Source organism: Nostoc sp. DSM 114167 (assembly GCF_052692655.1).
The window spans coordinates 4,630,429-4,655,928 of record NZ_CP195116.1; the positions used below are offsets into that span (position 1 = coordinate 4,630,429).

The window sequence follows — 25,500 nt, forward strand, 5'->3', positions numbered from 1 at the left end:
AGGAAAAGCTATACTTTTGGTAATTGAATCAGCAATCAATCTGATCTCATGGAACTACTTACTATTGGTCACTCTAATCACAGCATTCAAGCTTTTATAGAGCTTTTGCAAAAGTATGATGTAACTGCACTAGCTGATGTAAGGTCGTATCCTTATAGTCGTTATTTACCTCACTTTAACCAATTAACACTCAAAAATGCACTTTTAAGCGAAAATATTAATTATGTATTTCTTGGGCGAGAATTGGGAGCAAGACCAGATAATCCAGAGTGTTATGTTCATGGTAAAGCTTTATATGAAAAAATTGCCGCCACCGAGCTATTTAGAAAAGGAATTAAGCGTGTACTCAAGGGCGTAAAAACTCATAAAGTTGCTCTCATGTGTGCAGAAAAAGACCCTATCGTTTGCCATCGTGCGATTTTAGTTTGTCAACATCTACGAAAGCAGCATGATTTAGAAATTAATCACATTAAAAGTCATGGCAATTTAGAATCACATCATGAGCTTGAAGACAGGCTATTAGCTAAACATGGCTTCAAGGAATTGGCTTTTATACCAGCACCAGTTCAGTTATCTCTTTTTTCTGACAGTCCATCTAATATTCCGCCCAATAAATTACCCTCAAAAGAAGAATCGCTCCAAGAAGTTTACAGATTGCAAGCTGATGAAATTGCCTATGTAGAAAAAAGAGGAGTTGGAAATGAGTCATTCCATTAACTTATTCACAATTGGCTTTACCCAAAAAAGCGCCCAAAAATTTTTTGAGACTCTGGTTAAGGCTGGCGTTAAGCGTGTTATAGATACGAGACTGAATAATATCTCTCAATTAGCAGGATTTACCAAGAAGTCAGATTTAGAATACTTTCTCCACAAGATTGGTAATATTGAGTACACTCACGTCATAGAGTTAGCACCTACAAAAGATATCTTAGATGAATATAAGAAAAATAAAGGTGATTGGGTAATTTATGAACAGAAATTTCTGCAACTGATGGCTGAACGAGAAATTGAGAAGAAAGTTAAACCAGACATATTAGATGGCGGATGCCTTTTATGTAGTGAAGCCAAACCCCATTACTGTCATCGCCGCTTAGTAGCAGAATATTTAAATGGCAAATGGGGTGATGTCAAAATATGCCATCTTTGAAGCGTATTATCTGTCTTGCTAACTCCTGGAAACTCAAAGAACGTTGCATTGCAGGGATTGATTTAGATACCGATCAATGGATTCGTCCTATATGTGACCGATTTCCTAATGATGGTCGGGTTCCGAGAGACATTAGACTTGTGGATGGGAGAGAACCAGAATTATTAGATATTCTCGCTATTCCTTTAGCAGATACAGGTGAAGACTTCGGGTTTGAAAGTGAGAATTTCACCATAGTATCGGGAAAATGGCAACTATTAGGCAAAGCTATACCAGCAAATTTATTTCCATATTGTGGGAACTATCCTCATATTCTTTATAATTCCATCAAGTATGTCAACGTTTCGTATCTACAATCTCTACCTTTTCAACAAAGACGTACACTACAGCTGGTTCATGTTATCAAATTTTCTGTACAGGCTCAAAAAAGTTCTAGCGGAGTAATACAGTGGAAAGGTACGCTAGAAACCTCTTCTGGTCAAAAGTTAACAGATGCTAATATAACCGACCCAGTATTTGTTGCAAAATTGGAAGTGGGATACCAAGCCACAGGTGAGTATCTAGTAACGGTTAGCTTGGGTATGCCTTGGATACCTGATAATTGGGAAGGTGAGGCTCCTTGCTGGAAACTCATAGCAGGCGTGATAGAAATTCCTAAATCTACCAATCAACAAAATACTATGGATTTAGTTGATAGGAGTGATTTAATTGCACAAACAGATAGGGAAATGCAACGAATAGGTTGGAATGTAGATCAAGGACGTAAATATTTACAGCAAAACTTTAACAAGCGATCGCGTCAACTTTTGACTTTAACTGAATTAGCCCAATTCTTGAGTTATCTTCAGTCTCTCTCCAATGCCTCTTCATTGAGTCAACCTGACAATGATGACTGTTAAAGCTTTTCCTAAAAGCGATCGCTAGCAATACAAAGATGAAGCATAAGTCAATATACTAGGTTAAGCAAAATACCTTGCAGTACTAACACTTTGCCTATATTCCCGTTGACAAAATTATGCGTGGGTGTATAGCAACATAGGAAATGCCTCATTTCTAAGAGTTGAAATGAGGCAAAGGAGCTTATATAAGTAAAAACGACAACTTGTGATACTTGATCTAGGGGCATTTGCAATCAATCCTGTAAAGTTAGATTTGTTGTAAGAAGAAGCAAATGACAAATTTACAAGGCGATCGCAAGTAAGGTTAGAACTGAGTTTAGTTGTTCTTGATATTTACTATTTAATTCAATATCGAACATAGCCTTTGAATTTACCTCTACTAAAGGTATATATTTAAGTTAAGTCAGTTTGCGATCGCAAATACAAAGTACTGGGAATTGGGCATGGGGTATGAGGCACTAAATACAGAGATATTTTTTGTTGGCTGTGGTTATCCCCAATCAGGTATAGGACTCTTGCATCTAGTAAATTATGCTCTTGCATGAACCTTTGAGCTTTTTGGACAAATGTTTGAACTTTTTGGACGAATGTTTGAACTTTCTGGACAAATGTTTGAACTTTTTGGACAAATGTTTGAACTTTTTGGACGAATGTTTGAACTTTTTGGACGAATGTTTGAACTTTTTGGACAAATGTTTGAACTTTTTGGACGAATGTTTGAACTTTTTGGACGATATGTGGCATCATCTTCACGACTAACCATCTGCCAAGCGCTGAACCTACTTACTTAATATAATTAAACACCATTGAAGTAGCTTCAAGATTCACCGATTTCCTGAACAGTTTGCTCAAGACAGTTACTACTTCCAATGAAGCCGCAGCAGCCAGCACCCAACCGACACCAGAAACAACAACTCCAGAGTTGGCACAGCTAAGAGAACAGTTAGCGCAACAACCAAACTCACCGAATCAAAAAAAAAGTGGTACGTCCCCTTTGCAAATGCAGATTGGTTTGTTTCGTTTGATTCAAGAGCAGCCTACCGCAGTTTTCGTGAGAGTTTCTCCGCCAACCACGAAACTCACTTGCGGGTGAAAAACTTGCCATACAGAATCACTGATTTTGTGGAGTTTGTCAAACAAGCGATCGCACTTTACAAAGCATTAGGTATAGTATCCGAAGATTGCTACCCCGTTCTAGATGCAGTGGTGAAATCGATTGCCGATGAATACGCCCAATTGCAGGAGCGGATTAAAAACTGGCAAACAGTGGCAAAGACACCAGAAATGTTGGCAGAACAGCAAGCGATTTTAGAAGCGCGGAGTAAATTTGCCAATGTCAAAGAAAAGTTTGCTGCCGGAGTCGAGTTTGCAATTACGATCAAAAAGAAAAGTCTCAGCTTGGGTGATATGGGGAATTTTAGCGCAACCGATTAAAACCCGTTTGCTCGTACAGCGTGTCAAACACTTGTGGCTAGCGCCGTTGCAACATTATGGATTGTCTAATGAGAATCGCCCTTGGTAGCTTGAAATATCAATGATATAAAGAAGACAATAAAAATAACCAAAGTAAAAGCTTGCCCCGAAAAGGCAATTTTAATGCTTTGAAAAGTCACAGCATTGGTATCTCACCCTGTATATGACTTTGAATATCCTCTAAAATAAGTGTTTAGAAGCGTAAAGGTCTAATTTCTAGAGGATTTTTTCTAAAAGACAACCACTGATGTAGCCTGTAACTGCACATGACCAATCGAGAGGAATTGATGAAGAACGAATCAACGTTAGCAAGCAATGCCAACGTCAATTTCCTTATCGGTGGAGGTGAAATGGGTGCTAGGATGCGAGAACAGGATTGGTCAAAAACGTCCCTTGGCCCAACACAGCAGTGGCCACAAAGTTTGAAAACTGCGGTGCGAATTATGCTAACTTGCCGTCAACCGATGTTTGTTTGGTGGGGTGAGGAACTGATTAACCTTTACAATGACGCTTATAAGACTATTATCGGCGGCAAACATCCAGAAGCATTAGCACAGCCGGCTTCATACGTGTGGCGGGAAATATGGGATCAGGTTGGGCCTCGCGCCGAATCAGCAATGCTGAAGAATGAGGGTACTTACGATGAAGCGCTACTGCTAATTATGGAGCGCAATGGCTACCCAGAAGAAACCTATTATACTTTTTCATATAGCCCGGTTCCTAATGACCAGGGCGACACAGGTGGGATCATCTGCGCCAACACAGAGGACACGCAGCGGATTATCAGCGAGCGTCAGTTGGCACTTTTGCGCGAACTAGCGGCGAGGACAGCAGACGCGCGGACATTCGATGAAGCCTGTAGGCTAAGTGCGAGTTGTCTGGAGAGCAACCCTTACGATCTCCCCTTCGCAATGATTTATCTAGTCGATCCCGATAAGCAGGAAGTTTTTCTGGCTGGAACGTGTCGCATCGAGCCAAACCACGTAGCAGTTCCAGAAACAGTTGCTCTTGATGCTGATGGGGTTTGGCCTTTTGCGGAAGCGATCAAAACGCATCGGCCAAAATTAATTTCTGATTTGGAAGTGTCTTTTAGTAATCTACCCTGTGGTGTTTGGCAGCGATCGCCCCATCAAGCGATCGCAGTACCCATTGCCGCATCCGGTCAAACCGGAAAAGCTGGTATATTAATTGCTGGTTTGAACCCCTTCAGGCTATTCGACGACAATTATCAACGATTCATTGATTTAGTTGCGGCTCAAATTGCAGCCAGCATCGCTAACGCCCAAGCTTACGAGGAAGAACGCAAACGTGCTGAAGCTTTGGCAGAAATCGATCGCGCCAAAACCGTCTTTTTCAGCAACGTCAGCCACGAGTTCCGTACCCCACTGACTCTGATGTTGGGGCCATTAGAGGACACCTTAACCACTTGTGCTACTCTGCTTCCAGCCAAAGAACGAGAGCAGTTAGAAATGGTGCAACGCAACGGACTTCGGCTGCTGAAACTGGTCAACAGCTTGCTAGATTTTTCACGCATTGAAGCCGGAAGAGTTCAAGCCTCTTATGAACCCACCAACCTTGCCACCTTCACCGCAGAACTAGCTAGTGTATTTCGTTCCGCAGTAGAACGAGCAGGGATGCAGTTATCAGTTAATTGTCCTGCCCTGCCAGCACCAGTGTATGTAGATCGAGAGATGTGGGAAAAAATTGTTCTTAACCTGCTCTCGAATGCCTTCAAGTTCACGATGGCTGGAGAAATTGCGGTCAGTTTGCAGTGGTTAAACGACCATGTTGAGTTTGCAGTCAAAGACACAGGAATCGGTATTCCAGCCGCAGAAATCCCCCACCTTTTTGAACGATTCCACCGCGTCAAAGGAGCGCAAGGACGAACTTTTGAAGGGTCAGGAATTGGATTATCACTGGTGCAAGAATTGGTGCAAATGCATGGTGGAACAGTTGATGTTACCAGTCTTCTCGGAGCAGGCAGTTGCTTTACTGTGTCAATTCCAACCGGATATGCTCATTTGCCACCAGACCGGATTAGTGCCCCGCGAACTTTAGCTTCAACTGCATTAGGTGCAACACCTTATTTAGAAGAAGCCCTGCGATGGCTACCGGAAGAAGCAGGGGAGCAGGGGAGCAGGGGAGCAGGGGAGCAAGGGGGCAGGGGGGCAGGGGAGCAGGGGAGCAGGGGAGAAGTAGCAGTAAGTCTTTCCCTTTTGCCTCTTTGCCCCTCTGCACCCTCTGCTCGAATTCTCCTGGCTGACGATAATTCAGATATGCGTGATTATGTCAAGCGGCTATTAAGTCAGCAGTATGAAGTGGAATCAGTGCCGGATGGTTTAGCTGCTTTGGATTCGGCTCGTGGACGTGTCCCAGATTTGGTACTGACAGATGTGATGATGCCTGGATTAGATGGCTTTGGACTGCTGCAAGCATTACGAGCCGATCCGCTGACGCAAAAAGTTCCCATCATTCTGTTGTCAGCACGGGCGGGAGAAGAAGCACGGGTGGAAGGCTTAGAAGCGGGAGCCGATGATTATCTGATTAAACCTTTCTCTGCCCGTGAATTGTTGGCGCGAGTAGAGGCAGCTTTAAAAATGGCTCGTCTCCGCCAAGAGGCAATGGAACGCGAGCAAGGGTTGCGAATTGAAGCTGAGGTCGCCAAAGCACACCTAGAGACTGTTATCGCTGGTATTCAAGACCAGTTCTTTGTATTGGATCGAGAGTGGCGTTATAGCTTTGTCAATCAACAGGTAGCAGAAGTTGTTGGCATCCCCAAGGAAGAATTGCTAGGTAAGATCGTTTGGGAAGTATTTCCCGATGTGGTTAAAAGCAAGTTTGATACTGAGGTTCATCGGGCGATCGCCCAAAACACTGTTGTTCAGTTTGAATACTTTTATCCAGCTTGGCAGCGCTGGTTTGAGAACCGCGTCTACCCATTTGCAGAAGGGGTAAGCATTTTTGTTACAGACATTAGCGATCGCAAACAAGCAGAGAAAGCCCTTCAAGAAAGCGAAGAAAAGTTCCGCAACATGGCTGATAATGCCCCCTTCATGGTTTGGGTGACAGATACCAATAGCTACTGCACCTATCTCAGTCAAAGCTGGTACGATTTTACAGGTCAGAGCGAGGAAATGGGTTTGGGATTTGGCTGGTTAAATGCTGTGCATCCAGAGGACTATAATGATGTCAGGAATATTTTTCTAGAAGCTAGTAGCAGTTACTCGGCTTTTCGTTTGGAGTACCGCTTGCGGCGCAAAGATGGCAAATATCGCTCTTGCATCGATGCCGCGAATCCGTGGTTTGGAGTGGACGGTGAGTTTAAAGGTTACATCGGCTCAGTCATTGACATTACCGAACGCAAAGTTGCAGAAGCCGAACGCGATCGCCTCTTAGAACTTGAGCAAGCTGCTAGAACTGAAGCCGAAAGAGCCAACCGGATTAAAGATGAGTTTCTGGCGGTACTTTCCCATGAATTGCGATCGCCTCTGAATCCGATTCTTGGTTGGGCGAGACTCTTGCAGACTCGTGAGTTTGACGCCGCAGCCATAAAGAAAGCGATCGCAACTATCGAGCGGAATGCTCAATTACAAGCTCAATTAATTGAAGATTTGCTCGATGTCTCTCGAATCTTACAAGGCAAGCTCAACCTGAAGATGTTACCTGTCAACCTAGTACTGGTGATTGAAGCGGGATTGGAAACAGTCCGTTTGGCAGCAGAAGCTAAAAATATTCAAATTCAGACGATGCTGGATGCTTCTTTCGAGCAAGTTTTAGGTGATTCTGGTCGTTTACAACAAGTTATTTGGAATCTCTTATCGAATGCCGTTAAATTCACTCCGGAAGGAGGAAAAATTGATATTCAACTAGAGTACGTTGACGCTCAAGCTCAGATTACCGTCAGCGACACAGGTAAGGGAATCAGCCCTGAGTTTCTGCCTTATGTGTTTGAATATTTTCGTCAGGCTGATGGCACGACAACCCGAAAATTTGGTGGATTGGGGTTAGGGTTAGCAATTGTGCGTCATTTGACCGAATTACATGGCGGTACGATTCAGGCAGAAAGTTTAGGTGAGGGGCAAGGAGCTATTTTCCGAGTCCGGCTACCATTAATTAAAAAATATTTAACTGCAAAACAAAATATAGATATAGATGTTGCTGCATTAAATCCTTCTCCTCCGATTGAAATCCTGACAGGCACCCAAATCTTAGTTGTAGATGATGACGATGATACCCGTGACTTCCACACATTTGTACTAGAACAGGCTGGAGCAATGGTGACAGCAGTGACATCAGCAAAAGAAGCATTACAAATTTTGGCAGAGTCAGAACCAGATATCTTGCTCAGTGATATTGGGATGCCAGAGATGGATGGCTATATGCTAATGCGCCAAGTTAAAGCGTTACAGGCAAACCAAGCCAAACAAATTCCAGCGATCGCTTTAACTGCTTATGCTGGAGAAATCAATCAGCAACAAGCACTTGAATCAGGGTTTCAAAAACATCTGTCTAAACCCGTCGAACCAGAGGAATTAATCAAGGAAATTGCAACTTTAATTGGTAGAAGTGGGCATGTCTAAGTTATAGTGGAGCCAATTTCAAAGTCCCTTTCCCAACATTAGGAGAGGGATTTAGGGTGAGGGCAAGGGATTCATGGCTTAATTTCACGTGAGTCTCCAACGAAGGCGCACCAACGGGAAGGGCGAAAGAAATAAGTAGGTCGGCGTAAATAATTATTGTTGGGCTAAGGCAGGGAGCAGGGGGAGAAAGAGTTTGAGCCTTATTTACTTTTCTTGACACAGTTTGATTTTATTTCACCGACTTACTTAAGTCAAATCCTCTTCCCTTCTGCCTCACTTCGACTCCTTTCGACTTCGCGGTAGTTGAATCTCGACTTACTTCGACTACGCTCAGTACAAGTCGCTCGATTACCGCGCAGTCCAAACTCAATGACCAACGCTCTGTTACCACCTGCCTCCAGCAAGAACTGCTATATTTAGTCATCTTCAGATGACTTGAGCTATGAGGCGGGAATTTCAATTCCCGACGGACAAGTGGTTTGGCGTTAAGTTGACACTAACGAGCAATCTGTGCCCTGACGACAGATGTGGTTCAAATACATGAAAACTGCTGTAAGATTTTGGCTTTCCTCTCCGTGTCGGAGAAGGGTTGGGGGAGAGGTCAAAAAAGGCTTGTCGAACTCACGTTAATTTATTAACTTGTTTCAAATATTTTGTTGTTTATTGAGGTCTATTCATTCTTCAACAAGATATATTTACCCTAAATTAATCTAGCTAAACGCTGCTATTAATCTCGCTAATTTTACCTTTACTTTGTAACTTAAATTGTTAATATAACTTCTCGTTATCTTGGTTGATTGTACAAAACGTATCGGCAATCAATACTGCACGCTTTGTGCATTTTTAACTCGGAATTGGGTTTTGGTAAAAGGTTAAAGGGTAAAGGGCAAAGGTTTTTTCTTTCCCCTTTTCCCGAAAATCCGACAAGTATTGCATCGGCAATTACTTGGGCTTTTAGTATAAATTTGGGTATGTGTTGCAAAGTCACTTACTCAGCTCAATTATGTAGTTTAATTAACTCATCAAATCTTCATATTTTTGAAGTGTAGTTTATCTTTTACAGTAAAAATAGTGGGAATAATAGAACAAATCGGATTGAGCAAATTATTTAGCTATGAGCCAAATATGTCCTATCTCCAAAACCTGTGCTTGTCGCAATATTGCACGCTGCCGGACTAAGGAAGCAGGTAAGCTCTTTCTCTGGTTCCCCGTTTCACATACTCTGATAAAAGTCACCTCCTACCTACAGCAGTTTTCCCTTAAGTATGAACTGATGCACGAGCGACCAGGTTTGAGTTTGGAGTGTAGACCTGGACAGTCTCTAGAAATTGCCCGTAACCTGGCCAAACTACTTGCACCAAGAGAATTAAAAGAGACGCAAGTCCTTTTCATGCAAGGCACTTTCCAACCTCAACTCCATGATTTTAGTGACATAGCCTCATTACAACGTTTCATTAAGTTAAACCAATCCGATTGGTTGATTGATATGCTGGCAACAGAACGATTCACCAGTTACTTTCAACCAATTGTTTCAATTAACAATACATCGCAAATTTTTGGATATGAATCGCTCTTGCGGGGACTGGATGAAGAAGGCAATTTAGTGCTACCAACACCAATTATAGAGTTAGCAACCGAAGCCGGACTCCTACCACAAGTCGACCAAGTTGCTCGTCTGAGCACAATCACTCAATTCAGCCACCATCAAGTAAATGGGCACATTTTCATCAATTTTGCACCAACGTCACTTTATGACCCAGCTTTTTGCCTACGTAGTACGGTAGAGGCCATTGATGCTGCTGGAATTTCTCACGATCGCGTTGTTTTTGAAGTCGTAGAATCAGACAATCCTCAAGATTTAGCGCACCTCAAGGCAGTGCTTCAATACTACCGCAATGCTGGGTTTTTAGTCGCTCTTGATGACCTTGGTTCTGGCTATTCCAGCCTAAACTTGCTGCATCAGTTACGTCCAGATTTTATCAAGCTGGACATGGAGTTAATTCGAGATGTGCATCAAGACCTTTACAAAGCTTCGATTACCGAGAAGCTTTTAGAGATTACTCAAAAGTTAAACATTCAAACCGTTGCTGAAGGAATTGAGTGCATTGAGGAACTGAACTGGCTGCGAGAACGAGGTGCAAATTTTGCTCAAGGCTATTTGATTGCTAAACCCAGTGCAGTGCCCGTCACTACAACCCCTTACTTTGAGCAAATCGCATCATTAACTGTAGCATCAGCACACTCTCAGCAGGTTGAGCAGCGTGTCCAACACCAAAGCGAGTCTGAGCGAATTGTTGCGGCTGTAACGCAGCGCATTCGTCAATCGTTGGAGTTAGACGAGATTTTGCAAACCACAGCAGCCGAAGTGCGACAACTGTTTGAGGTAGATCGAGTGGTGATGTATCAGTTTAAGCCAGACTGGAGTGGATTAGTCGCTGTAGAATCCTTAGCAGAAGGGTGTATGTCGATTTTGGGATTTCACGTCATGGATACCTGCTTTCAATCGACGCGTGCAGCTTACTATCAGCAAGGTAACACCAGAGCGATCGCAGACATTGAAACTGAGGGTCTATCACCTTGTCATGTTGACCTCCTTAGAAGTCTGCAAATCCGGGCAAATCTTGTCGTACCAATTTTGCAGCAAGGACGTTTGTGGGGATTATTGATTGCTCACCAATGCCGTAGTGCCAGACAATGGGAGCAATCGGAGATTAACTTGTTTAACCAGTTAGCAGGTCAAGCTGCGATCGCTATTCAGCAATCAGAACTTTACCACCAATTACAACAAGCAAACCAGGAATTACAGCGCCTTGCCTGTTCTGATGGTTTAACCCAAGTGGCAAATCGCCGCTGCTTTGATGACACATTAAACACGCAGTGGCAATGGTTGGCACGAGAGCAAGGTTCGCTATCTTTGATTTTGTGTGATGTCGATTACTTTAAGCTTTACAACGATACGCATGGACATCTGGCAGGAGATGATGCACTGAGACAGGTTGCTAAGGCAATCTCGCAGACAGTTAAACACCCCGCTGATTTAGTGGCTCGTTATGGCGGAGAAGAGTTTGCAGTTATTTTGCCGAATATTGATATTGAAGGGGCCATTGCAGTTGCAAAAGATATTCAGATCAATCTTAGTGCATTACAAATGCCTCATCCCCATTCTCAGGTGAGTGAATTCATTACTCTAAGTCTTGGTGTGGCAACCATCACTCCTCATAGCCAATTATCTCCTGCAACCTTAATTGCTGCTGCTGACCAAGGACTTTACCAGGCAAAAGCACAAGGGAGAAATTGTGTGGTGCAGATGGATTGTGAGAACGCTGATATTAAATAAGCTGATACCCTTGTGAGTTGTTCAGACAAAAATAATCATTTTAGCCATACTGTTAGAAAATAAAGCTCCAAACTTACTTTTGGTCTATTGTTTAAAAGTTGCCTGAGATTTTTCTTTGACCAAAGTGATGGCAGAATGTTAAGTAGAGCGGCATAAATAATTACAAGTTTACAGTGAAAACTTTAGCCCTCACTTGATTGCTAAAGTTTTTACTACAAACTAATCTCAAGATTTTTTACATTATTTAATTTACTTCGTTTTATTCTCACTTACCTAAAATAGGTGAAGATAAAACGAAAAGTGAACGTGTGAATAAAATATTAATGGCTTGACAAGTTGTGATTATATGAAATAATAATCATCTATGTATATAAAAGATTGATGCTCTCAATAGATTTGGATATACAAATGTTAAATTCATTCAGTTTTATATTCATATATGAATGTATTAATTATTTTGGCTGAAGTCAGCCTGATAATCTTTGTTTTCTTATTACTGAACTGGGTTTTCAGCCAATTATTCAAGCTATTTACTAAAACCTTTATACCTAATAACGACAATAGAAGTATCAAAACCCTCCGCCGAAATATCACAGGGTTATTGTTACTTGCTTGCGTGGTGTCGTGCATTTTGATTGTGGGTGCTAACAGTTATCTAGTTTATCGGGGCGAAAACCTTCAGCAATACACACTCTTGTTGATTGAGCTTATTCCATCAGGATTTTGGGTGACACTAGGAATTGGCATAGCTCAGAGTATTGGCACTTTGATTTTAGCGGCGATCGCCCTGAAATTTCTCAAATATTGGTTGAAGGTAGCCAGCACTCGCGCCAAGAACTTAGAAAAAAATACTGCTGACGATGAAAGTATTGATGCTTTCTTTAAGGCCTTCTATGACAGAATCAGCGGTGGAATCTGGCTTTGGGCTACCATCTTGTGTGCCCAGTTTCTCAAATTACCAACTACGGTTTCGGAATATTTGTATATCGCCCTGCGAATCTATCTAATCATTGCCGTTGGCTTGCTTATATTCAAAGCAGTCGCTGCGATCGTTGATAGCCTAGATGCTCTCAGCATCAGATACTCCAATCCTGATAACCTGCTAAGATTCTACGATCGCCTCCGACACCTAATACCCTTTTTAAAGCGCTGCTTGGAATTTGTGATTTATGTCTGCATGGCAACATTGGTGATTCAACAGGTGCAGTTAATTGCCAATGTCGCAACTTTTGGCCCGCGAATTATCAAGATAATCGGTATCATCTTCATTAGTCGCGTGTTGTTTGAGGTAGTTTACTTACTTATTGAAGAGGTGCTGTTCAAAGAGCAGAATCTAACTGATATTCAAAGAAGTAGACGCCTAACGCTCGTTCCTCTGTTTCGTAGTTTCTTACAATACTTAATTTACTTTGGTGCTACAGTTTTCATTCTCTATGCTCTAAGTATCGATCCAACTCCCATACTTGCGGGTGCTGGTATTGTCGGCATCGCTGTAGGTTTAGGGGCACAAACACTAATTAACGATATTGTCTGCGGCTTCTTTATTCTATTTGAAAACTACTACTTAGTAGGTGACTATATTGAAGCTGGAAAAGTCGAAGAGAAAGTTGTCGAAGGTATTGTCGAGGCGATTGAACTCAGAACCACTCGTATCAGACATCCTAATGGTCAATTGCAGATTATTCGCAATGGCGATATTGGCTCAATTACTAATTACTCCAAACAGTATATCTTTGCAGTAGTAGAAGTTGGCGTGCCTTATGATTCTAACTTAGCGCACGTGTACAAAGTCATTGAGGAGGTGGGACAGCAGTTAAAAGCAGACTATCCAGATGTACTCGAAGGCACACAGATAGATGGAGTCGAAAGTCTGGGAAAGTCTAACTTGTTGCTGCGGACTTTAACGAAAGTAAAGCCAGGAAAACATCTTCAGATTCAGCGCGTTCTTCGGAAGATTTTTACGAACGCACTGCTGCGGGAAGGAATTACAATTCCCGTGCGCGCTGAAAGTGCTGAAGGTTAATTTGGCTCTTTTTTTCTACATTAGATTAGGCGGATTTCTAGTCATTAATATGATATGGAAAATAAATTTTAAGCTTAGTTAAAACGTGTTGATTTATACAAAAAATCAGTAGTGATTGTTATAGGCTTGAAAAGCCCTTTACTTTTATACTTTGGCGAAACTTCACCGCCAAAAAAGCACCAGAACGATAGGAAATTACCTGTTACCAAATGCGATTGATAGTTATCAAATGCAAATCCGGTTAAGTTGAACAGATTCTTGTCAGCAAAATAGGTGATTTTCTACGCTCTGGTTATTTCTTTTAATTATTTTAGCTCAATGCCTTTAAGCGATATCAATGCTATCTTAAATGCTTTGGCAGTTTGTGTACTTGCCAAAGATGTTATGAACAAAATATGGTTGTAATTTGCTAAAATTAGCCGCTTCATTTATTGATTAGGCAAAAAAGTTCTGTTAGCAGTGACGCGGCGTTTAACCCGTTCTCAGTTCTGAGTAAAGATGTTAGATTCCCAACTTCTTTACTCAGCACTACTACCTCAGTCTCTAGTCTCTAGTCTCTAGTCCCCATCAGTCTAACCAATTAATTTCTGCCAACTAGCAGGGCCGATAATTCCATCGGCATCTAAACCATTTTGCTTTTGAAAGTTTTTAACTACAATCTCTGTTTGCGGCCCGTAGACACCATCATTATCCACACCTAAACGGTATTGCAAGTATTTGACAACTGCATTACCAGCATGGTTAGGTCTAAGTATTCGTTTTGCCAAAATTTGATTTATGGCACTCCATGTAGTTGTGTCAGCAATTCCAGTCGACTGAACCCCAACAATAGTCTGAAATTTTTCTACAGCAGATTTGGTGTTAGCCCCTGTGAAGCCATCTTCCACTAATGTTTTACCATTTTTATCAGTTATTTTTAGTCGATTTAAGGCTTTTTGCAGTCTGAGAATCGTGGTATCTACATTATCTTCTTCATCTGGTACGGGGTTAACAGGAACACTTGCCACTTTACCAGTTAAGCCTTTGACAATTGCATTAGCCATTGCTTCAGGATTAAAAAGATTCATATCTTTTTGCGAATCGAGGAAGCAACATTCTACCAAGATAGCAGGCATATCTGTATTTTTCAGAACAAACAAGTGGGAACCACTCTTAACGCCACGATTAAAAAATCCTAACTTGATGATTTCATCTAATACAGGTTTAGCGATTTTTCTACCTGTATCGCTAGTTGCAAATACTTCTGTGCCATTAGCTTGCCCGTTAAAAGAGTTAAAATGAATCGAGACGTAAATATCTACTTTACTCGCATTAGCTGTAGAACATCTTTTTGAGAGTGATTCACGTACTGTACTAGCACTACTTGGTTTACATACTACGACTTCATTTCCTAAAGCTCTTAATTTGGCTATAACTCTATTACCGACATCTAAAGTTAAATTATCCTCGAATTTAATTCCTCTAGCTCCTGTATCTGGTGGACAATTGTGCCCGCTATCGATTCCGAATTTCATTATTTCATCCTCAATTTAATTGTTTTTACACTAATTCAAAACTTTTCTAATTATATAGACAAAGTTTTGTTAATAACTTTGTGAAAATACTTGTTAGCAATGGCTGCATTATTTTCAGCATTCCTACGCTATTAAACCAAATAAGTTTTTGTGCGAACCTGAGCAGTAACTTTGATTTGGTAAAATCCATTAATTACAAGCTATATTGTAACCAAAAACACAACTATTATAAGTTATCAATATCGAGAATAACCAGTAAAATTTTGCAATAAATTGAAATCTAGTAATTGCCTCCATTTTTTAGATAATAACGCTTTGTAAAACTGGAAAGCCATGACAAATGTACTTAGTTAGATGCCCAAATCCCAAAACCGAACGCACCCCTTGATGTGCATCTGGGTTTATAAGGCCGTAAACCCTTGACAGACTCTACCCTTGGCTTCTTGTTAACCCTGAGCAGCTTAACACACAATGCTTTACAGTATTAATGAATACGCGTTCGCCCTTGGCGTTGGCGTAGCCATCGCTTCTAGTAGTTCACCAAGGAAACTTGGCGGGGTAAAGGGTAAGGGGTAAAGGGAAAAGGTTTTAATTCCTTCCCCTTTCCCCTTTCCCCTTTTCCCAGTCCAAACATAGCAATTTTGGGTTGGCAGACTACTAGACACACCTGTGCGAGATTAACAAACTAAACTGCTCAAGAAACGAGGCTCAACATGGGATCTTTAAATTTTGTGAAGCTACTGGAGAATTCCATCAATGAACCCGGCTTAGGGTGGACTCTTTGTTTTATAGGGGAAGATCAATCTAGCAAACTTGCAGAACTCACGCAAGAATTGAGAGGGGAATTTTCTGCAACAGGCGATGGAAAAGAGATTTTATCTGGTTTTTCCTATTGGGGAATCGGCCCAACCATCGCCTGGGATCGTGCTTGCAACGATCGCTTCTATCTCGTAATGAAAGAGAGTATAGAATCTTTTAGATATCGATGGAATGAAATTAATACAAATAATATCAAAGATCAAAAATATCATTATGTAAGTTTAGGCGTAGGCACCGGTGAAAAAGACCAACACATTTTAAGTTTATTGATTAACGCAAATCCCGATTTACTCTACTTTCCAGTTGATATGAGTTCGGAAATGTTAAGGCTAGGTGTGCAACAAGCAACGAGAGGATCGCAATTGCAAGGTAGCCATGTATTGCCAATTCAAGTTGACTTCTCAATTGAGAGAAATGTTGACGAGTTACGAAAACTACTAGATAGAGTTATCAATAACAGTCCGGTGCTATTTTCGCTTTTGGGGAACACATTAGCTAACTTTCAGCAAGACACAGAACTTTTGCAAACTATTTCTAAACTAATGCGACCTGAAGATAGACTACTCCTAGAAGTAGCTACCACCGAAGAATTAAGCGAAGAAGCGGCACAAAATGCAGCCAAAGAATACGCAAAAACTAAATCGTTTAAAGAGTTTGTCACCAGTGCGTTGCTGCAAAATACTGATTTACATATCGACTTAAATAGTGTGTTTTTTGAAGGTACTGTAGAAGCCGATCGAGGAATTTTAATAAAAATATTGTATCGCAATCTAACTAAAAACAAAATTGAAGTAATGTTACCCGATCGGTCAGTAATGAATTTTGAAGACCAGGATACGATTCGTTTATATCTGAGTCGGAAATATGCTTCTAATGGCATCCAGAAAACTATATCAGATTGCAACCTGGTGCTTGTCGCTCGGCTACACACAGTATTGGAACCGCGTTTAAAAAATGGATTTGGCATGGATTTAATCTTAATTGCCCCTGACTCTTCAGGAATTAACAATAATCCTTCTGTAGCAAATGATATATGGTCTAAAAGGTAAGATGTGATATGAGTATGAAAAACCTAGTGAGTTTTATCACGTTTTTCCCTCTACTTCTGGGATTTATTTTAGCCGCCGTCTGGTGGACTAGAGATGAAAAAAATTTGGAACCAATACTAACAGGTCTGGGATTATTAGCCACAATTACCGGGATTTTTGGCGAACGATGGGCATCAGCTAACGAAAAGAGGATAGAATTTCTGCGTGCCTTACTGAATGAGTGCAGATCGAATGACGTAATTTTATCTGATGAACGATTTAATCCAAACTCACACAAGCCAGGACGACCGATAGTTTTTCCGCGATTAATTATATCAGTTACCGAAACAGCGATCGCATCTAATGTCTTTGCAGAACGTCAAGATAGAGAGTTATTTTCGCTTATACATCAATGGCGACATACTGCCAATGAGTTTAACCGGAGATTAGATATTACCGAGTTGCGTACATTCACAAACTTGTCAGCACAAGAAATTCGTTTGCTATACGAAGCGCTACAACAGTCAAAAGAGTTCAATGATGCACTGAATTTAACTCAACATATTACAACTTTTTTGCAATCAAAATATCCTAAAGGTAGTAGCGATAGTGAAGTCCTCATCCCTTCAAGGAACTACTGACCGGAATCTGTGGGTAGATATTTAACAATCAGCCTGAAAGCACGTTTAAAATTTAAGTAAAGAAATATTTCGTAGCTTACAGGCATGAAACGCATCGTCTTGATTGCTGGGTTTGAATCATTCAACGCTGACTTGTACAGAAAAGCAGCCTTTTTGGCTAACTCTCGCTGTCCTGAGTTGGATATTCGGGTATTTAGCGATCGCGATCTTACAACCAAACGCGCCGAGGTAGAAACAGCACTTGATGGCGCTGATGTGTTTTTCGGTAGCCTACTATTTGATTATGACCAAGTTGTGTGGTTGCGCGATCGCATTGCCCAAATTCCCATCCGCCTAGTTTTCGAGTCAGCCTTGGAATTGATAAGTTTAACCAAGTTGGGTGACTTTGCCATTGGCGACAAACCCAAAGGAATGCCCAAACCAGTTAAATTTATCCTCGACAAATTCAGCAATGGACGAGAAGAAGACAAACTTGCTGGTTACATCAGCTTCTTAAAAATTGGCCCCAAACTACTGAAATACGTCCCAGTGCAAAAAGTCCAAGACTTACGCAACTGGTTAATTATCTACGGTTACTGGAATGCTGGCGGCCCAGAAAACGTCGCTTCATTATTCTGGACACTGGCAGAAAAATATTTAAATTTAAAAGTCGGCGACATTCCCCCGCTAGTCGAAACCCCCAACATCGGATTACTCCACCCCGACTATCCAGGGTTTTTTGAATCCCCCCGCGAATATTTGGAATGGTATGAAACCCATTGTAGAGACGCGATTCATCGTGTCTATTCTACAGACGCGATGAATCGCATCTCTACAAAACCAGTTATCGGAATTCTCCTCTACCGCAAACACGTCATCACCAAACAACCTTACATTCCCCAACTAATTCGCAGTTTTGAAACAGCTGGGTTAACTCCTTTACCCATCTTCATCAACGGCGTAGAAGGACACGTGGCGGTACGAGATTTGATGACAACCGACTATGAAATTCAGCAACGACAACTAGGTAACATAGAGACTCCCTCACTTTCTAATGAAGCAGTAAAAGTAGATGCGATCGTTTCCACAATTGGCTTTCCTCTGGTAGGTGGCCCGGCTGGTTCAATGGAAGCTGGCCGTCAGGTGGAAGTAGCAAAACGCATCCTCACTGCCAAGAATGTACCTTATATTGTTGCTGCACCACTATTAATTCAAGATATTTACTCGTGGACGCGCCAAGGTATCGGCGGATTGCAAAGTGTCGTGTTGTATGCTTTACCAGAATTAGATGGCGCTATTGATACCGTTCCCCTTGGTGGTTTAGTAGGTGAAAATATTTATCTGGTTCCCGAACGGATGCAGCGATTAATCGATAGGGTTAAAAGTTGGGTAGCTTTGCGGCAAAAACCTGCATCTGAACGCAAGATTGCCATTATATTATATGGCTTTCCTCCTGGTTATGGTGCTGTAGGCACAGCTGCATTATTAAATGTGCCGCGTAGTTTGCTGAAGTTTCTCCACGCACTCAAAGAACAAGGTTACACCGTGGGAGATTTACCTGATGATGGCGAAGAATTGATTCGCCGGGTGAAAGAGGCGGATGAATCTTTAGATGATACAAAAAATATTCCTGCGTCCGTTAGCACCCGCACTCTAGAAAAATGGTTGGGATATCTGCAAACCTCCCGTATCGAAAAACAATGGAAATCTCTCACGGGAACTGGAATTAAAACTTATGGCGATGAATTTCAAATTGGCGGTGTGCAATTAGGAAATGTATGGATAGGTGTACAGCCACCATTAGGGATACAAGGCGATCCCATGCGCTTAATGTTTGAACGAGATTTAACGCCCCATCCCCAATATGCAGCTTATTATAAATGGCTGCAAAATGAGTTTCAAGCTGATGCTATAGTTCACTTTGGGATGCATGGGACGGTGGAATGGTTGCCTGGTTCTCCTTTGGGTAATACGGGTTATTCTTGGTCGGATATTTTGTTAGGAAATTTGCCTAATCTATATATATATGCGGCAAACAATCCGTCTGAATCGATGTTGGCAAAACGTCGCGGTTATGGTGTGTTAATTTCTCATAATGTACCGCCTTATGGGCGTGCAGGTTTGTATAAGGAATTGGTGGCGTTGCGAGATTTGATTTCGGAGTATCGCGAAGATCCACAAAAGAATTATGTTTTGAAGGAAGGGATTTGTAAAAAAATTGTGGACTCTGGTTTAGATGCAGATTGTCCCTTTGAGGATGCTAAACGGTTGGGTATTGCGTTTACTCCTGAAAATGTGCGGATGTTTAGCAATCATGCTTTTGATGATTATTTGGTGGAGTTGTATGAATATTTGCAGGTTTTAGAAAATCGGTTGTTTTCTTCTGGGTTGCATACGTTGGGGGAAGCACCAAATGAGGAAGAATTAAAATCGTATTTGGAAGCTTATTTTGGAGAGGATGAAGGAGAAAAAGAAGAAGAAAAACTAATCAAAGACTTGTTGATGCAATCTACGGATGAGTTAACAAATTTGTTAAGGGGGTTGAATGGAGAGTATATTCCGCCTGCGCCTGGTGGTGATTTGTTGCGAGATGGCGCTGGTGTGTTACCGACTGGGAGAAATATTCATGCTTTAGATCCTTATCGGATGCCTTCACCTGCTGCTTATGAACGGGGACGGGAAATTGCTCAAAAAATTATCGCCCAGCATTTGGATGAACATGGGAAATATCCTGAAACGGTGGCGGTGATGTTATGGGGATTGGATGCAATTAAAACTAAAGGTGAATCTTTGGGAATTCTGTTGGAATTGGTAGGGGCTGAACCTGTTAAGGAAGGAACTGGCAGAATTGTTCGTTATGAATTGAAGCCGTTGGCGGAAGTTGGACATCCCCGCATTGATGTGTTGGGTAATTTGTCTGGGATTTTTCGGGATAGTTTTGTAAATATTATCGAATTGTTGGATGATTTATTTCAACGGGCGGCTGATGTTGATGAACCGGACGATCAAAATTTTATCAGGAAACACGCTTTAGCTTTAAAAGCCCAAGGTGTGGAAAATGCATCGGCGAGATTGTTTTCTAATCCAACGGGTGATTTTGGTTCTTTAGTGAACGATCGCGTGGTTGATGGTAACTGGGAATCTGGCGAGGAGTTAGGCAATACTTGGCAAAGTCGCAATGTATTTAGCTACGGGAGAGAAGATAAAGGTCAAGCTAGACCGGAAGTGTTGAATACGTTGTTAAAAACTAGCGATCGCATTGTTCAAGAAATCGATTCGGTAGAATATGGTTTAACTGATATTCAAGAATATTACGCCAATACCGGCGGTTTGAAAAAGGCAGCAGAAAAACAAGGCGGTAAGAAGGTTACAACCAGTTTTGTAGAAAGTTTCTCGAAGGATACTACACCCCGCAAGTTAGATGATTTGCTCAGAATGGAGTATCGCACTAAGTTGGTAAATCCCAAATGGGCGCAAGCGATGGCGAATCAAGGTTCTGGTGGTGCGTTTGAAATTTCCCAACGGATGACGGCGTTGATTGGTTGGGGTGGTACTGCCGATTTTAGCGATGATTGGGTTTACGACCAAGCGGCAGATACTTATGCCTTAGACGCAGAGATGGCGGAGAAATTACGCAAGGCAAATCCTGAAGCTTTTCGCAATATTTTAGGCAGAATGTTGGAGGCGCATGGGCGGGGTTTCTGGGAAGCTGATGATGATAAGTTAGATAAGTTGCGGCAATTGTATGAGTTGACAGATGAGGAATTGGAAGGGGTTGTGGTTTAATTCAGTATTTATACTGGATTAATATCTAAATTATCTAAATAGAATAATTAAACCAATTTATATGCAGAATACCTTCTTAAAAATAGGCTGTTTCTGTATATATTTTTGGATGACAACAAATATTATTCATAATGATGGTTATCCAAAATTCTCTAAATACATCTACACGTCTTGAAGATGTCTCGCGCGAACTATGGCAATTTATTGGTTCCTATGAATCTTGCATAAATGATCCAGCCAAGTGCAAACATATACACCAGAAGCTCTCACACTTCAACCAGACTCATTCAGACAACTCAGACCATATTTATGATGTTATTCAAGGCTTATCAAAAGGATTTTATTTGATTAAATCTGGTTTAGAATGGCAGGAGCCTGCTGTTGGACATAGCTCAGTTGACAAACCCAATGATACACATAAAGCACGTGGTATTCAGTGGCGACTTGTGATGACCTGGGGTGGATTTGAAACAATTACAAAAACATTGCTATTGAAAAAAAGTAATGGAGGTCTAAAGACAGAAAATATTAAATCTTTCACGGTTAAATGTGATTTACTAAACAATTATAATCCATTAAATCCACCCGATTCAAGAAGAGTCAATCTTGAGAAATGGCTTAATATAAATACATCAATTCCAGGAAAGAGCGCACTTGCAGATTTTCTCAGTCTTGGAAATGGAGATCAAGAAATCATCGAAAATTGGATAGTGAAATCTCAACCTATTTCTAACTGGGTTGAAGCTGTAAGACTCGCAAAAGCACTGCGGAATGCAACGGCTCATGGCGCTCTTTCTGCAACTAAAGTTAAGGAATGGGGACTTCAAAAGCCACTTCTAACTTTATCAGAGAACCTCGCAGAAATTGTTGTGGCTGCAATGCAAAAGCTAGTATAGTTATAGACTCGAAGTGAGGTATTTGGGGTTGAGTATGGAAAACTCTTTTACTGCTGTATATGAAAAGTTAGATGACTGGTATATTGGCTACGTTCAAGAGCTACCTGGTGCAAATGTCCAAGAGAGAACTCTGGAAGAAGCTAGAGAAAGCCTACGGGAAGCGATAGAGTTGATTCTAATCTCAAATCGGGAACTCGCAGAGCAACAACTCTCCGGTAAAGATGTCCTCCGCGAACAGATTACTGTCAAATTATAGTGAAAAGACGTGAATTGATTCGCCATTTGGAAAAGAACGGCTGTTTGTTTCTTCGAGAAGGTGGAAGGCATACGATTTATTACAATCCATCAAACAACAGAACTTCGGCAGTTCCAAGACATACTGAGATTATTGATATTCTAGTTATCAAAATTTGCAAAGATTTAGAGATTTTCCCACCCTAGTGTTGTAAGTATGTTATGGCTTCCGCAGGGTGGGTTAGTTTTGTATTCGTGCAAGATATCTAATCAATTACGAAAAATATAGACTAATACCCTTGGGTTAAGGATAATCATAGGTTGGGTTGTAGCTTGCTTCCCCGTAGGGGTAGGAAGTGAAACCCAACAAACCACCAAAAATGTAGGGTTTCGTTCCTCAATCCAACCTACGCAGTTCGAGAGGCAACTCTTTGGTAGTGACCATGCATTTAGTGATGTTGCTTGAGTACGACCAGATAAATAATAGGCTCTTTGGTGTTCTTATTTTTGATTCGCTTTTACGCTTAAAACTGTAAAAATTTAAACCTTTGCAGCTAAGATTACTTCATGTATAAGAAAGGCTTAAGTTTTTCTAGCAAATGTATAATCCCTTGCTGGAAAGGCTTAATACTTTGCAACAGATGTTCTTCCATGTATAAGAAAGGCTTAAGTTTTTCTGGCAAAGTATAAGCCCTTGCTGGAAAGACTTAATACTTTGCAACAAATGTTCTTTCATGTATAAGAAAGGCTTAAATCATTGCAGCAATTGTTGTAACCAACTTATGAATCAATTTAATACCTGAAATCAAGTATAGTCTAAGTGAAATTAAGTAAGCTTTTCGAGATGCGAGCGCAACTGATTTGCGATATTTTCCCATGACAATCAGGAATAGCTTGGTATAAAACAGTACTATAAACCTAGTAGCAGAGATGCATTATGGCACGTCGTAAAAGAAATTCCAGCGTTTTAGAACGAGCCGATCGCCGGATTGAAAGTTTACAATCTATCAGTGTAGAACTTGACTTTGGGGAAGGATTGACTATACAAGCTTACACCATGACAATTAACGATCTCCGGTCTAAGCTTGCTGCCTACAACACTGCATTATCTACCATTGACAAACTCACAGATGACGTGAATAACGCCGAACAGGTTGTAATAACCATGTCAGAAAAAATGTTACTAGGAGTTGGCAGCCGTTACGGTAAAAACAGCCCAGAATACGAGATGGCGGGTGGTGCTAGACGAGGTAATACCAAGAAGAAGCGAAGCGTATTAGGCAATTCTAAACCCACCAATTCTTTAGCAGCCGATTCTGTTAAGGTTTCTTCTGCAAATGGATCTATGAATCGGGTGTAGGGTGCGATCGTGAGTTGAGTAAAATCCAATAGGGTTTAGTGTCAACTTAAGCTCAAATACTTAATTTACTGTAGTTTGAGATCCTTCAACTCCATTAAAAAGGGGGCACTAGTTCCCCCTTTTTTAAGGCTACCGTGTATACACAAGTCAAATTACCCCCCTTAATCCCCCCTTGCAAAGGGGGGAAACAAGAATCTAGTTCCCTCCCCTTTGCAAGCTGCGGTGTACACACAAGTCTAATTACCCCCCTTAATCCCCCTTTCTGGGGCAGGTTTTTTTGATTAGACAAATTTTTGGGATTTTAAAACCAAAACCATTGTCTGAGAACTTAAAACTACGTTCAATAATTGAGAACATTCTCAACTATTTATCGAAAGCCTAAAAGCCTGCCCTTGAAAGGAGGGTTAGGGTGGGGTAAAACCGATATTTATCAACGACTTCAGACTTGTGTGTACACCGTAGCCTTTGCAAGGGGAGGGTTAGGGTGGGGTAAAACTAACGCGAAAACCAAATGAGTAAACTATTTCAGACTTGTGTATACACTGTAGCTTTCCAAGGGGGGAAAAACAAATCTAGTTCCCTCCCCTTTGCAAGGGGAGGGTTAGGGCTTTCTGGGGCAGGTTTTTTTGATTAGACAAATTTTTGGGATTTTAAAACCAAAACCATTGTCTGAGAACTTAAAACTACGTTCAATAATTGAGAACATTCTCAACTATTTATCGAAAGCCTAAAAGCCTGCCCTTGAAAGGAGGGTTAGGGTGGGGTAAAACTAAGGCGAAAACTCAGTGAGTAAACTATTTCAGACTTGTGTATTTCTGCAACTGCTGCACAAACGCATCATGTTCCGGTGATTTCAACCCCGCTTGCACCACCTCCAACACTCGCACCATCTGATTGTTTAACAGCGCCTCCACCGCTAACCACAAACCCGGAAACACCCCAGAGCGAATAATTCCATCTGCACCGGGAGATAGCAATCGATAATCGCCATCAATGAGGCAAAACCATTCAATTTTATTCTCGTAAGATTGCCAGATTACGTACTCTAACACCCCATTACGGCGATAAACCTGCTTTTTGCTACCTGTATCAATGGCTACACTACTTGCGGCAATTTCAACAATCAATTCCGGAGATCCTTCAATGTAACCGTCGCTGCTCAAACGGGTTTGTCCGCCTGCGTCTGGTTCAATAAACAATGCTGCATCTGGCTGGGGTTCATTGTCTAAATCTAGTCTTACCGTTGGTTCAACGCTCAAATCAACGCCAGGAGTCAGTGATTGGTAGACTCCTAACCAAGTTATGACGCGACTGTGAGGTTTGCCATGCTGTTCGTGTCTTACAGGAGATGCGATGTAAACGATTCCTTCAATCAGTTCTGCTTTCTTGATATGGGGTGCAGCCGCATAACGCCGTTCAAATTCAGGACGCGTTAGACGATCGCCACTTTCAAGCGGAGGCAGATGTCTCTGGGGTGAGTACTCTCTAACCATTTGCCAATCCTTGGAGTTGCCGGATATTTTTGACTTTAGCAAACCTCAGTTATCAGTTAGAATTTATTGATTTGCTGTTTTCCTCAAATTCCAAAAATCATAAAACGTACTGTTAATTATCATCGTATGTTCTACGTGCGATCGCTTACTGCCCAAGTTAGACATCGCCGATAATTAATGCTGCATAACAGATTCCAACTAGCTATCATTAGCTAAGTGGTATGCCAGATATATTGACGGCAATACCATTTAGTTAGCAGTCTTTCTTGACTGTTTACACTCGCACCCATA

Annotated in this window: 18 protein-coding genes; 15 read left to right on the plus strand and 3 right to left on the minus strand. The window is 41.4% G+C overall.

Annotated elements, in window-relative coordinates; genetic code table 11:
- The first annotated feature begins 48 nt into the window (after window positions 1-48).
- The 3 genes from NSTC731_RS19685 to NSTC731_RS19695 are packed head-to-tail and all read left to right on the plus strand — an operon-like array spanning window position 49 to window position 2,046.
- Complete coding sequence (locus NSTC731_RS19685) at window positions 49-717, plus strand: DUF488 domain-containing protein (protein ID WP_445626409.1); 669 nt, start codon at window positions 49-51, stop codon at window positions 715-717.
- Window positions 701-1,147 carry a DUF488 domain-containing protein gene (locus NSTC731_RS19690; RefSeq protein WP_445626410.1) on the plus strand — a complete coding sequence of 149 codons (447 nt, stop codon included), beginning with the start codon at window positions 701-703 and terminating at the stop codon, window positions 1,145-1,147. The genes NSTC731_RS19685 and NSTC731_RS19690 overlap by 17 nt, the downstream gene beginning before the upstream one ends.
- Entirely contained in the window at window positions 1,135-2,046 is a 912-nt protein-coding gene (locus NSTC731_RS19695; protein ID WP_445626411.1) for a dual OB domain-containing protein, read from the plus strand. The genes NSTC731_RS19690 and NSTC731_RS19695 overlap by 13 nt, the downstream gene beginning before the upstream one ends.
- A 393-nt stretch (window positions 2,047-2,439) precedes the next feature.
- On the opposite strand, the gene NSTC731_RS19700 is transcribed toward NSTC731_RS19695, so the two are convergent.
- Window positions 2,440-2,793 carry a hypothetical protein gene (locus NSTC731_RS19700; protein WP_445626412.1) on the minus strand — a complete coding sequence of 118 codons (354 nt, stop codon included), beginning with the start codon at window positions 2,791-2,793 and terminating at the stop codon, window positions 2,440-2,442.
- A gap of 97 nt (window positions 2,794-2,890) precedes the next feature.
- Here NSTC731_RS19700 and NSTC731_RS19705 point away from each other — a divergent pair, with 97 nt between their 5' ends.
- The 5 genes from NSTC731_RS19705 (at window position 2,891) to NSTC731_RS19725 (ending at window position 13,459) form a co-directional block, all read left to right on the plus strand.
- Complete coding sequence (locus NSTC731_RS19705) at window positions 2,891-3,139, plus strand: hypothetical protein (RefSeq protein ID WP_445626413.1); 249 nt, start codon at window positions 2,891-2,893, stop codon at window positions 3,137-3,139.
- A 5-nt stretch (window positions 3,140-3,144) separates the two neighbouring features.
- On the plus strand, window positions 3,145-3,480 hold the full coding sequence (locus NSTC731_RS19710) for a hypothetical protein (protein WP_445626414.1): 336 nt from the start codon (window positions 3,145-3,147) through the stop codon (window positions 3,478-3,480).
- Between the two features lie 326 nt (window positions 3,481-3,806).
- Complete coding sequence (locus tag NSTC731_RS19715) at window positions 3,807-8,099, plus strand: ATP-binding protein (RefSeq protein WP_445626415.1); 4,293 nt, start codon at window positions 3,807-3,809, stop codon at window positions 8,097-8,099.
- Between the two features lie 1,114 nt (window positions 8,100-9,213).
- Complete coding sequence (locus NSTC731_RS19720; RefSeq protein ID WP_445626416.1) at window positions 9,214-11,436, plus strand: EAL domain-containing protein; 2,223 nt, start codon at window positions 9,214-9,216, stop codon at window positions 11,434-11,436.
- Between the two features lie 439 nt (window positions 11,437-11,875).
- Window positions 11,876-13,459: a mechanosensitive ion channel family protein gene (locus NSTC731_RS19725; protein ID WP_445626417.1), complete on the plus strand. Its 1,584-nt coding sequence runs from the start codon at window positions 11,876-11,878 to the stop codon at window positions 13,457-13,459.
- A 572-nt stretch (window positions 13,460-14,031) separates the two neighbouring features.
- Here NSTC731_RS19725 and NSTC731_RS19730 read toward each other — a convergent pair.
- A complete protein-coding gene (locus NSTC731_RS19730) occupies window positions 14,032-14,973 on the minus strand; it encodes an N-acetylmuramoyl-L-alanine amidase (protein ID WP_445626418.1) in 942 nt (313 codons plus the stop codon).
- A gap of 713 nt (window positions 14,974-15,686) precedes the next feature.
- On the opposite strand from NSTC731_RS19730, the gene NSTC731_RS19735 reads away from it, so the two are divergent.
- From NSTC731_RS19735 to NSTC731_RS19765, 7 genes are all read left to right on the plus strand, one after another.
- Window positions 15,687-16,841 carry an L-histidine N(alpha)-methyltransferase gene (locus NSTC731_RS19735; protein WP_445626419.1) on the plus strand — a complete coding sequence of 385 codons (1,155 nt, stop codon included), beginning with the start codon at window positions 15,687-15,689 and terminating at the stop codon, window positions 16,839-16,841.
- Window positions 16,842-16,855: 14 nt separating this feature from the next.
- A complete protein-coding gene (locus NSTC731_RS19740; protein ID WP_445626420.1) occupies window positions 16,856-17,461 on the plus strand; it encodes a hypothetical protein in 606 nt (201 codons plus the stop codon).
- A gap of 84 nt (window positions 17,462-17,545) precedes the next feature.
- A complete protein-coding gene (gene bchH / locus NSTC731_RS19745) occupies window positions 17,546-21,226 on the plus strand; it encodes a magnesium chelatase subunit H (protein ID WP_445626421.1) in 3,681 nt (1,226 codons plus the stop codon).
- Between the two features lie 131 nt (window positions 21,227-21,357).
- Complete coding sequence (locus NSTC731_RS19750; protein WP_445626422.1) at window positions 21,358-22,122, plus strand: hypothetical protein; 765 nt, start codon at window positions 21,358-21,360, stop codon at window positions 22,120-22,122.
- A gap of 34 nt (window positions 22,123-22,156) precedes the next feature.
- Entirely contained in the window at window positions 22,157-22,378 is a 222-nt protein-coding gene (locus NSTC731_RS19755; RefSeq protein ID WP_445626423.1) for a type II toxin-antitoxin system HicB family antitoxin, read from the plus strand.
- Window positions 22,378-22,563, plus strand: a complete 186-nt coding sequence (locus NSTC731_RS19760; RefSeq protein ID WP_445626424.1) for a type II toxin-antitoxin system HicA family toxin — start codon at window positions 22,378-22,380, stop codon at window positions 22,561-22,563. The genes NSTC731_RS19755 and NSTC731_RS19760 overlap by 1 nt, the downstream gene beginning before the upstream one ends.
- A gap of 730 nt (window positions 22,564-23,293) precedes the next feature.
- Window positions 23,294-23,716: a hypothetical protein gene (locus NSTC731_RS19765; RefSeq protein WP_445626425.1), complete on the plus strand. Its 423-nt coding sequence runs from the start codon at window positions 23,294-23,296 to the stop codon at window positions 23,714-23,716.
- 794 nt (window positions 23,717-24,510) lie between these two features.
- Here the strand turns inward: NSTC731_RS19765 and NSTC731_RS19770 are convergent.
- Window positions 24,511-25,209: a Uma2 family endonuclease gene (locus NSTC731_RS19770; RefSeq protein WP_445626426.1), complete on the minus strand. Its 699-nt coding sequence runs from the start codon at window positions 25,207-25,209 to the stop codon at window positions 24,511-24,513.
- Window positions 25,210-25,500 lie beyond the last annotated feature (291 nt).